The organism is Pseudomonas sp. LPH60, from assembly GCF_030718165.1.
GTDB classification, from domain to species: domain Bacteria; phylum Pseudomonadota; class Gammaproteobacteria; order Pseudomonadales; family Pseudomonadaceae; genus Aquipseudomonas; species Aquipseudomonas danubii.
This window is the reverse complement of the sequence record NZ_JAVAJH010000002.1, coordinates 675,640-688,173: the sequence shown is the minus strand read 5'-3', so window position 1 is coordinate 688,173 and position 12,534 is coordinate 675,640. Positions and strand designations below refer to the sequence as shown.

Below are 12,534 nucleotides of genomic sequence, written 5' to 3'. Positions count from 1 at the left end.
AGCAACCGGCATGGCGATATAGACTCAGCGAGAGCGGATCAGAGATTGACCACGTTGACGAAACGCGGCGTGGCACTGTCGTCGATGCGCAGGCTGGCGAAGTCGAACAGATTGCGATCCGCCAGTTGCGAAGGGATCACGTTCTGCAGGCCGCGGAAAATGCTCTCAGTACGCCCCGGGCTCTTGCGCTCCCAGTCCTGGAGCATCTCCTTGACCACCTGACGCTGCAGGTTCTCCTGGGAACCGCAGAGGTTGCAGGGAATGATCGGGAATTGCTTGAGATCGGAGTAGGCCTGAATGTCCTTCTCGCTGCAGTAGGCCAGCGGGCGGATCACCACATTGCGCCCGTCATCGGCCAGCAGCTTGGGCGGCATGGCCTTGAGCGAACCGTTGTAGAACATGTTGAGGAAGAAGGTCTCGACGATGTCGTCACGATGGTGACCGAGGGCCATCTTGGTGGCGCCGATCTCGTCGGCGAAGGTGTACAGGGTGCCACGACGCAGGCGCGAGCACAGCGAGCAGGTGGTCTTGCCTTCCGGGATCAGCTCCTTGACCACCGAGTAAGTGTCCTTCTCGACGATGTGGTACTCGATCCCCAATTCCTTGAGGTAGGCCGGCAGTACATGCTCGGGAAAACCGGGTTGCTTCTGGTCCATGTTCACCGCGACGATCTCGAACTTGATCGGCGCCACCTTCTGCAGGTGCAACAGCACGTCGAGCATGGTGTAGCTGTCCTTGCCGCCGGACAGGCAGACCATGACCTTGTCGCCCTCTTCGATCATGTTGAAATCGGCGACCGCTTCGCCCGCCAGTCGGCGAAGGCGTTTCTGCAGTTTGTTCTGGTTGACCGTAAGAGTGCCCATGGCGCTTGGAATCCGCGAGGTATGTGACGAAAAGCCGGACATTTTACGCAAAAACCCCGCCCCCTTGAAAGCGTCGAAACGTAGCGCCCCCGGGGCCGCGCTGACAGACAGGACAGCGATTACCCTGGGGTTTTACAGCGCGATTTGCTCTAAAGGTGCGCACATCTGACGAAAACTCCTCCCTATACTGCGACATAAGGTCGCATGCATATATAGACCTATACTGACTGTGCCACTTGGCTGTAAGCGCTCCGTTGGGGGGCGATGGCAACAATGAAAGGAGTGACTGACCATGATTCATCATGTCGTAGGACTCTTCACCCACCCCGATCAGGAATGGCGAGAAATCCGTGGCGATGCAGAAGAAAGCATCAGCCACATGTACCTGACCCACACGCTGATTCTGGCGGCGATCCCCGCGATCTCGGCCTTTATCGGCACCACCCAGGTCGGCTGGGTCATTGGCAACCGCGCGCCGGTGATGCTGACCATGGAAAGCGCCCTGTGGATGACCATCATGTCGTACCTGGCCATGCTTGGCGGCGTGGCGGTGATGGGTGCTTTCATCCACTGGATGGCCCGGACCTATGACGCCAACCCGAGCCTGGCGCGCTGCGTCGCCTTTGCCACCTACACCGCGACACCGCTGTTCGTCGGCGGCCTGGCGGCGCTGTATCCGCATATGTGGCTGGGGATGATCGTCGGCACGGCGGCGATCTGCTACACGGTGTACCTGCTCTACGTCGGGCTACCGACCTTCATGAACATCCCATCGGACGAAGGATTCCTGTTTTCCAGCTCGGTCCTGGCGGTAGGACTGGTGGTGCTGGTAGCGATCATGGCCTTCACCGTGATTGTCTGGGGCCTGGGCGTCGGCCCCGTGTACACCAACTGACGCCGCACCAATAATAATCCTCCATCTGCCAACACAGGCCGCCGCAAGGCGGCCTTCTTAATGGGCGCTCCTGCGACCATTCGGCGCCTGGGCGATTCGGATTAGCCGCTCTTTGCGGCATACTCAGCCGCTCTGGAGAGCCGTTAAGCATGCCCGAGCAACTCAATACCCGCGTCGAAGACTGTTTCCTACTCGCTGAATCCTTTTTCAAACGTCCTTTCAAACGCCCGGTGGTCAGCCTCAAATTACGAGGCCAGAAAGCCGGCGTTGCCCACTTGCACGAAAACCTGCTGCGCTTCAATCCCCAGCTGTACCGGGAAAACAGCGAAGACTTTCTCAAGCAGACCGTGGCCCACGAAGTCGCGCACCTGATCGCTCATCAGTTGTTTGGCGAACGCATTCAGCCCCACGGCGAGGAGTGGCAACTGATCATGCGCGGGGTGTATGAACTGCCGCCCAATCGTTGCCACACTTATGAAGTCAAACGCCGCAGCGTGACCCGCTACATCTACCGCTGCCCCTGCGCCGAGAGCGATTTTCCGTTTTCGGCGCAACGCCACAAGCTGGTGGCCCAGGGACGTCGCTACCTGTGCCGACGCTGTCGGCACACCCTGGTGTACAGCGGCGAAACCCGGGTCGAGTGATGGCATCAACGCGCTTCGCCGGCAAGCCGACGCCTAGGCAATGACCTGGCTGCGTCGCAGTTCCTCGATACGTTCAGCGCTGTAGCCAAGCTCCGCCAGCACCTGATCGGAATGGGCGCCCAGCCTGGCGCCGATATGCCGCGGTTCGGGCAAACCGTCGGAGAATTTCAGCGGACATGCCATCTGGGTCTGGGGGCTACCGTCTTCCCGGGGGACCTGGCTCAGCAGTTGCCGAGCCTGCAATTGGGGGTGCTCCACCGCCTCAGCCAGGCTGAGCACTGGTTCGACACAAGCGTCGAGCCCGGCGAACAACTGGCACAGCTCGGCAAAGTCATGTTTCTCGAACTCGATCTGCAAGGCCTGCTTGAGGGCCCTTTGCTGCTCGGGCATGGGAGACAAGCCCTGGACCGCCAGTTCCGGCCGCCCCAGGGCCTGACACAGCTGCTGCATGAACACCGGCTCCAGGCTGCCCACCGATAGCCAACGACCATCCCGGCTGCGGTAGTAGTCGTAGAAGCTGCCGCCATTGAGCACCTGCTGTTCCATCCCCGGCTCTACCCCGCAGGCCAGGTAACCGGCTCCGGCCATGGCGTTCAGGCTGAACACGCAATCGGTCATGCTGATATCCAGGTGCTGGCCCTGGCCGCTATGCTGCCGGGCGATCACTGCCGCCAGCAGGCCGATCACGCCGTGCAGCGAGCCCCCGGCGATATCCGCTGCCTGGATGCCCAGAGGTAGCGGGCCCTGGTCGCGGCGTCCGGTCTGGCTGGCGAGCCCGGCCAGGGCCAGGTAGTTGATATCGTGCCCGGCGCGGTCCTTGTAGGGTCCGGTCTGGCCATAACCGGTAATGGACACGTAGATCAGCCGCGGGTTGATCGCCTTCAAGGCCTCGTACCCCAACCCCAGGCGCTCCATCACGCCTGGGCGAAACTGTTCGAGAACGATGTCGTGGTCCTGCAGCAGTTGCCGGATCACCTCCAGCGCCTCGGGCCGCTTGAGGTCCAGGGCCAGGCTGCGCTTGTTGCGGTTGAGATAGGCGTGACTGGCGGATACACCGTGGTCGTGGGGTGGCAGCACCCGCAGCAGGTCCATGCGGGTTGGCGATTCGATGCGCAATACCTCGGCCCCCATGTCCGCCAGCAGCAGCGAGGCGAACGGCCCCGGCAACAGGGTGGAGAAATCCAGTACCTTGAGTGACGCCAACGGCCCTTGCATGTGCCCTCTCCTCTTGATCGATTGCTTCAGAGTAGGCAGCCGCGAGCAGCGCAACAATTACCACAACGGTCAGCCGGACTGACCGTTGTGCTCAACCTCCAGGCAATAAAAAACCCGCCGTAGCGGGTTTCTTATATTCAGCAAGACTTACTTGATGCTCGGTGCCGGGCCTTCAGCCACACCCAGATCGTCGGTTTCACGGGTGTCGATGATCGCACGGCCACCAGACGCCAGCTCGACCTGCAGTTTGTCTTCGTCCAGTTCCTTGACCCACTTGGCAACGACCAGGGTAGCCACGGCGTTGCCCACCAGGTTGGTCAGGGCACGGGCTTCGGACATGAAGCGGTCGATACCCAGAATCAGCGCCAGACCGGCCACCGGCAGGTGCCCCACAGCCGACAGGGTGGCGGCCAGAACGATGAAGCCGCTGCCGGTCACGCCCGCGGCGCCTTTGGAGGACAGCAGCAGCACCAGCAGCAGGGTGATCTGGTGAGTGATGTCCATGTGGGTGTCAGTTGCCTGGGCAATGAACACCGCCGCCATGGTCAGGTAGATCGAGGTACCGTCCAGGTTGAAGGAGTAACCGGTAGGAATCACCAGGCCGACCACCGACTTCTTGGCACCCAGGCGCTCCATCTTGATCAGCATGCGTGGCAGGGCCGATTCCGAGGACGAGGTACCCAGCACGATCAGCAGCTCTTCGCGGATGTAGCGGATCAGTTTGATCACGCTGAAGCCGTGGGCGCGGCAGATGCCCCCCAGGATCACCAGCACGAATACCACGCAAGTGATGTAGAAGCAGATCATCAACTGGCCCAGTTGCACCAGGGAGCCGACGCCGTAGGCACCGATGGTGAAGGCCATGGCACCCAGCGCACCCAGGGGCGCCAGCTTCATGATCATGTTGATGATGTTGAACATCACGTGGGCGAAGCGGTCGATGAAGTCCAGCACCGGCTTGCCGTAGGCACCCAGGCGATGCAGGGCGAAACCGAAGATCACCGAGAACATCAGCACTTGCAGGATGTCGCCGGTGGCGAAGGCACCCACGATGGTCGACGGGATCACGTTGAGGATAAAGCCGACAATGCTCTGGTCATTGCCCGCAGTCACATAGGCAGCGACTTTTGAAGCATCCAGGGTCGAGGCGTCGATGTGCATGCCAGCACCCGGCTGCACCACATTGACCACGATCAGGCCGATCAGCAGGGCAATGGTGGAGACGATTTCGAAGTACAGCAGCGCGTAGCCGCCAGTCTTGCCCACCGATTTCATGTTCTGCATGCCGGCGATACCACTCACCACGGTGCAGAAAATGATCGGCGCAATGACCATCTTGATCAGTTTGATGAACCCATCACCCAGGGGCTTGAGGGCCACGCCGGTCTGAGGATAGAAGTGACCGAGCAGGATGCCGATGGCGATGGCAACGATCACCTGGAAATACAGGGATTTGTACAGTGGCTGACGAGTCGTCATTGCAAAGTTCCTCAAGAGCCCCGGCATACAGCTTCCGTCGATGCATGCGGTGCCTAAAGTGCGAACCCTCCTGCGCTGGAGGGATTTGTTGTGTCGAACTGCGTGCTGGCAGATCTTCCGGCTCTATCGCAAAGCCCGTGCCACCTTGTAAAAAAGCCCTACAGGCCTTTAGACATCAGGGGGACAGGCCGATCTTGGCTTCCACTGCACCCGGCGCCGCTGGCGGATTTCCGCCCATTCACCGAGTCTCGTCCTACAATTTGGCGGATATCCGCCTTGTTCCCTCATAGGGGGCTGGCTAACATCCGCCACTCAATGGACGGACCAGCCTTCATGCGCGAACGCACCATCGCCAGCCACTTTGCCCGTGCCGCCTTGGGCGGTGCACGTCGTCGCGGCTACGATTACGGGCCGCTTCTGCAGCAGTTGGGCATCAGTCCAGAGCTGCTGAGCCAGCCCAAGGCACGCATCGCCCCCGAACAATTCACCCGTCTGCTGCAGCAACTGTGGCTGGCGTTGGACGACGAGTACCTGGGTTTCGGCCATGGCCCCAGCAAACGCGGAACCTTCGCCATGATGTGCCACGCGCTGATCCACTGCCGCACCTTGGAAAAAGCGCTCAATCGCGGCTTGTTGTTTTACAGCCTGTTTGCGCAAGCACCGCGCCTTCGTCTGACGCACGAAGGAGAAATGGCCCGTCTGAGCCTGGATGATGCTGAGTTATGGGACCCGGAGCACTTTCTTAGCGAAAGCCTGCTGGTGATCTGGCATCGCCTGGGCAGCTGGCTGATCGGCCAGCGCATACGCCTTGAACAAGCCTGCTTCAGCTACCCGAAACCCGAACACGGCGCAGAATACGATTTGCTGTTCCCCTGCCCACTGCTGTTCAGCCAGGAGCACAGCAGCCTGTTGTTCCACAGTCGCTACCTGGGCATGCCGCTGCTACAGGATGAACGTACCCTCAAGCACTTTCTTGAGCGCTCCCCCGCCGATCTGCTGTCACGCCCGGACCAGGGCGACAGCCTCAGCAGCCAGTTGCGGCGTCTGCTCAGCCGCGACCGGGAGCGCTGGCCCGACCTGGAAAGCGTTGCCCAGCACCTGCACGTCAGCCCGCAGACATTGCGTCGCCATTTGCGCGAAGAAGGTTCGAGCTTTCAGGCACTCAAGGACGAACTGCGCCGTGACATCGCCATCTACCACCTGGGGCGGGCTGACCTCTCATTGCAACAGATCGCCGAGCAATTGGGCTTTTCCGAACCCTCGGCCTTTCATCGGGCATTCAAGAAATGGACTGGCCTGACCCCAGGCGCCTATCGCGCCCGGGAGCAGTAGCCAAAGCGCCCTTTACAGGGCCGGGAAGTGAATCCTGAAGGCCGCACCACCCAAGGCTGAATCCCCCAGGGTCAACTGCGCGCCATAACTCTCGATGATGTCCTTGACCACCGCCAGGCCTATGCCCTGCCCTGGGTGCTGGCGATCAAGACGCTCGCCACGTTGGAGAATCCGCGCCCGCTGATCGGGTGGTACACCAGGGCCATCGTCCTCCACACACAGCTCTGAGCCATCCAGAGTCTCGCGCACACTGATGCGTACCGAGCTCAGGCACAGGCGGTAGGCGTTCTCCAGCAGGTTGCCAAGCAATTCCAGCAAGGCCCCGTGCTCGATCGGCACATAGCAGCGCTCGGGCAAATCGAAGGACACGCGCACCTGCTTGTCGCGATAGACCTTGTCCAGGGTGTCGCACAGGCTTTGCAGCACCGGCCGCAGGCGCACCTGATGACGCACCAGGCCACTTTTGCGCAGGCTGGCACGCTGCAACTGGTAGCTGATCTGCTGACTCATGCGCTCGATCTGCGCCTGCAGGACCCAGGCCTGCTCCCGATCCTGAGGCCGTTGCGCCATGTCCTCGCTGACCCCTTGCAACACCGTCAACGGGGTTTTCAGGCTGTGGGCCAGGTCATCCAGGGAGTCGCGGTAGCGGCTACGCTGCTCGCGCTCGCTTTGCAGCAGACGGTTCAAGGAGCCGGTCAGGCGCAACAGCTCTCGCGGATGCTCCTCACTGAGGCTTTGGCGGGTACCGCTCTCGATCTGGTCCAACTCCTGGCTCAAGCGTCGTAGGGCCTGCAAACCCCAGGTCAACCCCAGCCAGAGCAATGCCAGCAGCACCAGCAACGCCGCACCAAAGCCTAGATAGAGGTTTTCCCTGACCCCTTCCAGAGTCTGCTGGTACTCACGCACCGGTTGCAGTGCAACGATACTGAAAGCCGCGTTCTTGCCCCCCAACAACTTGATCTCGACGTCGTAGACGAAGAACTCCTGGCCATTGGCTTCACGGATTCTGGCGAACTCGTTACCGCGCCCGTCGTACCGCGGCCGGTAATTGATGTTCTCTTCCTGGGTGGCCCGGGAGCGCCAGACCAGGTGCCCCTCTCGGTCATAGATGTAGCCCAGCAAGCGACTGTCGGCGAGATTGAAGCGCTCGTCCGGCAGTTGTGCGGGCATCTGCAGGCGGTTGTTTTCAATCCGCGCCGCCGAAATCAGGGTGGTGACGTCGGAAGCCAGGCGCTGCTCGATGGAGTCCAGCAGCGCCAGGCTGAAGGCCCCCTGCATGGCCGGCAGCAACGCCAGCATGAACAGCACCGCCAAGGTGGTCGCCGCCAGCATCAGCCGCAGCCGCAGCGATCGAATCATCGGCAGCGCTCGTTGAACAGATAGCCCAGGCCGCGCACCGTATCAATCGGCTTGAAGCCCGACGGCCCCTCCAGCTTGCGCCGCAGCCGCCCCACCAGCACCTCGATGACGTTCGGATCACGCTCGTCATCGTCCGGGTACAACTGCTCCATCAGCCGGTCCTTGGCCACCACCTGCTGGTGATGGAGCATCAGGTACTCGAGGATCCGGTATTCGTAGGCGGTCAGGGCCAGGGGTTGATCATCCATGGACGCCTGCTTGCGATTCAGGTCCAGCAGCAAAGGGCCGGCAATGATGGTGGACTGGGTAAAACCGCTGGAACGCCGCAGCAACGCATTGAGCCGTGCATCCAGCTCTTCGAACTGAAACGGCTTGACCACATAGTCGTCGGCACCGGCGGCCAGGCCTTCGACCTTGTCCTGCCAATTGCCGCGGGCGGTGAGGATGAGGATCGGAAACGTCTTGCCACGGGCACGTAACTGACGGATCAGGTCCAGTCCGCCCATGCCGGGCAATCCCAGGTCGATCACCGCCAGGTCGTGATTGAACTGCTCGGTCTGATACAACGCCTCCTCGGCGTTCGCCACGGACTCGACCACATGGCCACTGTCGGTGAGGCGGGTTTGCAGGTGATGGCGCAACAGCGCCTCATCTTCGACGACCAGCAACTTCATAACGCTCTCCCAGGCAAAATTCGACATCTCCGAGGGCGCCCCTGCGCCCTGACGATCAATGCGCCAGCGCCGGACCGTGCCCAAGGCACAGTCCGGCGCGGTTCAGGCCAGGCCGCTTATCAGAAAGCGTAGTTGGCCGACAGATAAGTCTGGGCACTGCTGGTAAGGCTCAAGGAACCTTGCTTGCTGCCGCCCCGCTCGCTCATCTCGGTCCCGGCATTGCTGCGCAGGTAACGGTAGCCGAGCTCTACCGAGGTATTTTGTGAAACCTGCTGCAGGACACCCGCCTGCACTCCCACCGCGTAACCGATGTCGCTGTCGCGGCTGAAGCCCGGGGATTCCTGGGTCAGCTTGGTCAAGCCGGCGGTAGCACCGCCAAACAGCTTGGTGCTGCTGGTCACCGGCAGGAACATATCGTAACTGCCCAGCAGATTTTGCTGACGCAGTTTAATGCCATTGTGAGAGCCGGAAACGTAATCGTAAGTGGCGTAGTAACGGCCCTGGTCATTCTGTTGACCGAAACGCACACCCCAAGTGTTGTCCTTGCCGATCACACCATCGGCGTTCGGATGCCCGAGATTGCTGTTGAGCTGGCTGGATTTTTTAACCTTGTCGCTGGTCTGGCCGTAGGTCAGGCTGGCGAAGTTACTGTCAGCGGCTTGGACGGCGGCGCTGGCGCCGAGAACGGTAAAGGCCAGGATCAGTTTTTTCAATGAAGTCATAGGAAGTTTCCTTTGCGCTATTGGCTTTTTGGGTACGGGGCTAGAGTAAACAGCCCGCCCTGAACTCCCCCTGAACACACTCTTAACCTCGCCTGAACCAGATCCATCTAGCTGTCTTGAGGCATTTCAACCTGCACAACGCTCTCGCCCAGCTTTCTGAGTCCCCTCTCTGCACCACACACCGCTACCCTCGAACTCTTCAACCCGGCAAACTAGCGGCCATGAATGCACTCCCCCCTCTCCCCGCTTGCTGTACCTCTCTAGATGCCTCCTGGCCCCTGCCGGAGGCCTTGCCCCATACCCTTTGGCTGAGCACTCGGTTCGATCCCGGGCAATTGGCCGCGGACGATTTCCAGCGCAGCGGCATTGAAGCGCCGCCCAACATCCAGCGCTCGGTGGCCAAGCGCCAGGCCGAATTCCTGGCCGGACGCCTGTGCGCCCGGGCCGCCCTGTGGCAACTGCAGAATGTGGATTGGGTTCCTCCGATCGGCGCCGACCGGGCGCCGATCTGGCCCGAGCATATCTGCGGTTCCATTACCCACGGCACCGGCCGCGCCGCCGCCATCGTCGCCGACAAACAGCACTGGCGAGCCTTGGGAATAGACCTGGAAAAGCTGCTGAGCAATGAACGCGCGGCCAATCTGGCTGAGCAGATCCTCACGCCGGCGGAACTGCAACGCCGGGACCTGTTGCCCCCCGCATTGCACGCCCTGGCGGTGACCCTGACCTTCTCGATCAAGGAAAGCCTGTACAAGACCCTGTATCCATTGGTGCACAAAAACTTCTACTTCGAACACGCCGAAGTACTGGAGTGGTCTCTCGAGGGCCAGGTCCGAGTGCGCCTACTGACGGACCTGAGCGATGAATGGCACCACGGCAGTGAGCTACAGGGGCAGTTCGTGGTCGAGGACAACCAGTTGCTCAGTCTGATCGCCATCAAGGCCGCCCCGCCGACAATCCTCAGCGGGGCTCCTGCTGCCGGGGCCAGCTGAGGCTGAAGCAAGCGCCCCCGAGGCTCTTGCTCTGGCTGATCAGGGCCCGACCGTCGTGCCAGTGGATGATTCGCCGCACGATCGACAGCCCCAGCCCGTGACCGCCGGAAGCCCGGGTACGACTGTCATCCAGGCGCAGAAAAGGCGTGAAGATCTTTTCCCAGGCACTTTCCGGCACGCCGGGACCGTCATCCTCCACATCCACCCGACAGCGCAACTGGCCCACCTGATAACTGACAGTGACCTGGGATTCCGCATGGCGCATGGCATTGCTCACCAGATTCTGCAGCGCCCGGTGCAGATAGCGCGGCTCGGCCTCGACCCAGGCCCCGTCGCACTCGGCGTCGGACAGGCACAGCCCACGCTGGACCTTGAGGTTGGCCCGCAAGGGTGCCAGTTCGCTGATCACTTGGTTAATCAGGGCATCCAGGTCGATACGCTGGAAGTTCAAGGCCGGCGAGCCCTGTTCCAGGCGGGCATAGGTGAGCATCTCGTCCACCAGACGATCCAGGTCCTGAATATCGTGATCCATGCCATCCAGGTACTTCTGTCGCGCCTGATCGGTACTTGCCGAAGCAATCATCTCCAGACCAAAACGCAACCGAGCCACTGGTGTACGCAACTCATGAGAGACCGCCCGCACCAGTTCGCGCTGGATCGCCAACAAGCGTTGCAAATGCTCGGCCATGCCGTTGAATGCAGCCGCCAGGCGCCCCACCGAATCCACACCACGAGCCGGCACGCGGGTTTCCAGGCTGCCCTTGGCAATTTTCGTGGCCGCCGATTCCAGGCCGCTGAGACGTCGCTCCAGTTGGCGTACCAATAAATAGACGATCAGGCCGATCAAGCTCAGGCCGAGCACGGCAATCAGCACCAGCCATTGCGGCGGATAAGGGTTCATCTGATACAGAGGGCCGATTTCCAGCACCCAGGGCGTACCCACCAACCCCGCAAATACCCGGATCGAATCACCGCCCTTGCCCAGGGCCATCACCGTATCGCCCTCGGCCACCCGTCGGCGCTGGTCCTCATCCATATCGGCGGCATCCAGGGTGGACAGGTGCATATCGAAACCAAACCCCTTGGCCTTCTTCAATGCCGCCAGGCGCTCAGGCTGCTCCGCCACCGGATACCGTACCAACTCGTCCGCCAACAGATAGATGGTTGCCCGGGCCAGTTGCTCGCTGATCTGTTGCACTTCGGCACTGAGCAGCAACTGCTCCTTCTCGCTGACCAGGCGATAGACCCGGGCGGCAAAGGGCCCGATCTGCTCCACCAGCGCCTGTCCGCGCAGCACCCGGCCACGCTGGCTGCTGTCCAGGTCGGTCTGGTTGAAGGTCTTCAGGCTCAGGGGAATCCCCAACAGCCGCTCCCACACGGCCAAGGCGCGGCGACGCTCGATCTCGCTCATGGGCTTGAGGTTATCCGCCATCAGCGAGAAGGTGCCGTGGGCCAGTCGTTCGCGGTACTGCTCGCTGCGCACCTCGTTGAGCAGGTGCAGAGCCAGCACCCCCAGCAGCGCCACCAGGATCAGCGCGGCGCACATACCGCCATAGATCCGCAGGAAGATGGAGTTCACGAGGGCAATTCGGCGGCGGCTTCAGGAACGAACAGATAGCCCTTGCTGCGAATGGTCTTGATCAGTCGCGGGTGCTCCGGGTCGTCGCCGATCTTGGGCCGGATGCGCGAGATGCGCACATCGATGGAACGGTCCTGGCCGTCATAACCTATGCCGCGCAGAGCGGTGAAGATCTCCTCACGGGACAGTATCCGCCCCGCATTCACCACCAGCAGCCACAACAGATCGAACTCGGCACTGGTCAGCTCGATGCCGACATCGCTCAGCCATGCCTCACGCAGGGCGTTGTCCACCACCAGAGGACCGAATTGCAGGCGCCGGGTTTTCTCCTGGGCAGGCTCCGCTGCTTCGCTACGCCGCAGCAAGGCCTGGATCCGCGCCAGCAACAACCGTGGGCGTACCGGCTTGCAGACGTAGTCATCGGCCCCCAGGTCCAGGCCCATGACCTGATCCATGTCATCGGTGCGGGCGGTGAGCATGAGGATTGGCCCGTCATAGCGACCCCGGACTTTGCGACAGATACTCAGGCCGTCTTCACCGGGCAGCATCAGGTCGAGAATCACCAGGTCTGGCTGCTCGGCAATGATCCTGGCAGCAGCCCGGGCGCCGTTGCCCTCGATAGCCACCAGCAGGCCGTTGCTTTCGAGATATTCACGGGTCAACTCAGCCAGACGCTGGTCATCCTCGACAATCAGTACCTGCCAGGCTTCTTGCTCCACGCTCGACCTCTTTTTATTGCCAGCATTCACTGGAAAGAAAGCACCCGTCTTTTTGTCATGA

Annotated in this window: 12 protein-coding genes; 4 read left to right on the top strand and 8 right to left on the bottom strand. The window is 61.3% G+C overall.

Going from position 1 to position 12,534, the window contains the following annotated elements:
• Nucleotides 1-38: 38 nt before the first annotated feature.
• Entirely contained in the window at nt 39-863 is an 825-nt protein-coding gene (gene ttcA, locus Q8O96_RS08775; protein ID WP_110651466.1) for a tRNA 2-thiocytidine(32) synthetase TtcA, read from the bottom strand.
• 292 nt (nt 864-1,155) lie between these two features.
• On the opposite strand from ttcA, the gene Q8O96_RS08770 reads away from it, so the two are divergent.
• Together Q8O96_RS08770 and Q8O96_RS08765 are read left to right on the top strand one after the other, a co-directional pair.
• Nucleotides 1,156-1,758, top strand: coding sequence for a Yip1 family protein (locus Q8O96_RS08770; RefSeq protein ID WP_102860723.1), 603 nt, complete (start codon nt 1,156-1,158; stop codon nt 1,756-1,758).
• 149 nt (nt 1,759-1,907) lie between these two features.
• A complete protein-coding gene (locus tag Q8O96_RS08765; protein ID WP_102880572.1) occupies nt 1,908-2,402 on the top strand; it encodes a SprT family zinc-dependent metalloprotease in 495 nt (164 codons plus the stop codon).
• Nucleotides 2,403-2,435: 33 nt separating this feature from the next.
• Here Q8O96_RS08765 and Q8O96_RS08760 read toward each other — a convergent pair whose 3' ends face one another.
• Together Q8O96_RS08760 and Q8O96_RS08755 are read right to left on the bottom strand one after the other, a co-directional pair.
• Nucleotides 2,436-3,617 (bottom strand): CaiB/BaiF CoA-transferase family protein, encoded by a 1,182-nt coding sequence (locus Q8O96_RS08760; protein WP_102860721.1) that lies wholly within the window; start codon nt 3,615-3,617, stop codon nt 2,436-2,438.
• Between the two features lie 147 nt (nt 3,618-3,764).
• A complete protein-coding gene (locus Q8O96_RS08755) occupies nt 3,765-5,096 on the bottom strand; it encodes a dicarboxylate/amino acid:cation symporter (protein WP_115580697.1) in 1,332 nt (443 codons plus the stop codon).
• A 333-nt stretch (nt 5,097-5,429) separates the two neighbouring features.
• On the opposite strand from Q8O96_RS08755, the gene Q8O96_RS08750 reads away from it, so the two are divergent.
• On the top strand, nt 5,430-6,428 hold the full coding sequence (locus Q8O96_RS08750; protein ID WP_102860719.1) for an AraC family transcriptional regulator: 999 nt from the start codon (nt 5,430-5,432) through the stop codon (nt 6,426-6,428).
• A 12-nt stretch (nt 6,429-6,440) separates the two neighbouring features.
• Here the strand turns inward: Q8O96_RS08750 and Q8O96_RS08745 are convergent, their stop codons facing one another.
• The 3 genes from Q8O96_RS08745 to Q8O96_RS08735 form a co-directional block, all read right to left on the bottom strand.
• Nucleotides 6,441-7,787: an ATP-binding protein gene (locus Q8O96_RS08745; RefSeq protein WP_305948678.1), complete on the bottom strand. Its 1,347-nt coding sequence runs from the start codon at nt 7,785-7,787 to the stop codon at nt 6,441-6,443.
• Nucleotides 7,784-8,461 carry a response regulator gene (locus Q8O96_RS08740; RefSeq protein WP_102860717.1) on the bottom strand — a complete coding sequence of 226 codons (678 nt, stop codon included), beginning with the start codon at nt 8,459-8,461 and terminating at the stop codon, nt 7,784-7,786. Before Q8O96_RS08740 ends, Q8O96_RS08745 begins: the two co-directional genes overlap by 4 nt.
• A gap of 119 nt (nt 8,462-8,580) precedes the next feature.
• Nucleotides 8,581-9,183, bottom strand: coding sequence for a hypothetical protein (locus Q8O96_RS08735; RefSeq protein WP_102860716.1), 603 nt, complete (start codon nt 9,181-9,183; stop codon nt 8,581-8,583).
• 221 nt (nt 9,184-9,404) lie between these two features.
• Between Q8O96_RS08735 and Q8O96_RS08730 the strand changes: the two genes are divergently transcribed.
• Nucleotides 9,405-10,175, top strand: coding sequence for a 4'-phosphopantetheinyl transferase (locus Q8O96_RS08730; protein WP_102860715.1), 771 nt, complete (start codon nt 9,405-9,407; stop codon nt 10,173-10,175).
• On the opposite strand, the gene Q8O96_RS08725 is transcribed toward Q8O96_RS08730, so the two are convergent.
• Both Q8O96_RS08725 and Q8O96_RS08720 read right to left on the bottom strand, forming a co-directional pair.
• Nucleotides 10,144-11,754, bottom strand: a complete 1,611-nt coding sequence (locus Q8O96_RS08725; protein ID WP_110594736.1) for an ATP-binding protein — start codon at nt 11,752-11,754, stop codon at nt 10,144-10,146. The genes Q8O96_RS08730 and Q8O96_RS08725 overlap by 32 nt on opposite strands.
• The gene (locus tag Q8O96_RS08720) at nt 11,751-12,473 is read right to left on the bottom strand and encodes a response regulator (protein WP_102860713.1); all 723 of its coding nucleotides are present in this window, start codon (nt 12,471-12,473) and stop codon (nt 11,751-11,753) included. Before Q8O96_RS08720 ends, Q8O96_RS08725 begins: the two co-directional genes overlap by 4 nt.
• Nucleotides 12,474-12,534: the final 61 nt, after the last annotated feature.

Bases quoted from the DNA above. Each gene is read 5' to 3' on its own strand.
- Q8O96_RS08750 (WP_102860719.1), top strand. From the start codon at position 5,430: ATGCGCGAACGCACCATCGCCAGCCACTTTGCCCGTGCCGCCTTGGGC.
- Q8O96_RS08735 (WP_102860716.1), bottom strand. From the start codon at position 9,183: ATGACTTCATTGAAAAAACTGATCCTGGCCTTTACCGTTCTCGGCGCC.
- Q8O96_RS08740 (WP_102860717.1), bottom strand. From the start codon at position 8,461: ATGAAGTTGCTGGTCGTCGAAGATGAGGCGCTGTTGCGCCATCACCTG.
- Q8O96_RS08730 (WP_102860715.1), top strand. From the start codon at position 9,405: ATGAATGCACTCCCCCCTCTCCCCGCTTGCTGTACCTCTCTAGATGCC.
- Q8O96_RS08745 (WP_305948678.1), bottom strand. From the start codon at position 7,787: ATGATTCGATCGCTGCGGCTGCGGCTGATGCTGGCGGCGACCACCTTG.
- Q8O96_RS08760 (WP_102860721.1), bottom strand. From the start codon at position 3,617: ATGCAAGGGCCGTTGGCGTCACTCAAGGTACTGGATTTCTCCACCCTG.
- Q8O96_RS08765 (WP_102880572.1), top strand. From the start codon at position 1,908: ATGCCCGAGCAACTCAATACCCGCGTCGAAGACTGTTTCCTACTCGCT.
- Q8O96_RS08770 (WP_102860723.1), top strand. From the start codon at position 1,156: ATGATTCATCATGTCGTAGGACTCTTCACCCACCCCGATCAGGAATGG.
- Q8O96_RS08755 (WP_115580697.1), bottom strand. From the start codon at position 5,096: ATGACGACTCGTCAGCCACTGTACAAATCCCTGTATTTCCAGGTGATC.
- ttcA (WP_110651466.1), bottom strand. From the start codon at position 863: ATGGGCACTCTTACGGTCAACCAGAACAAACTGCAGAAACGCCTTCGC.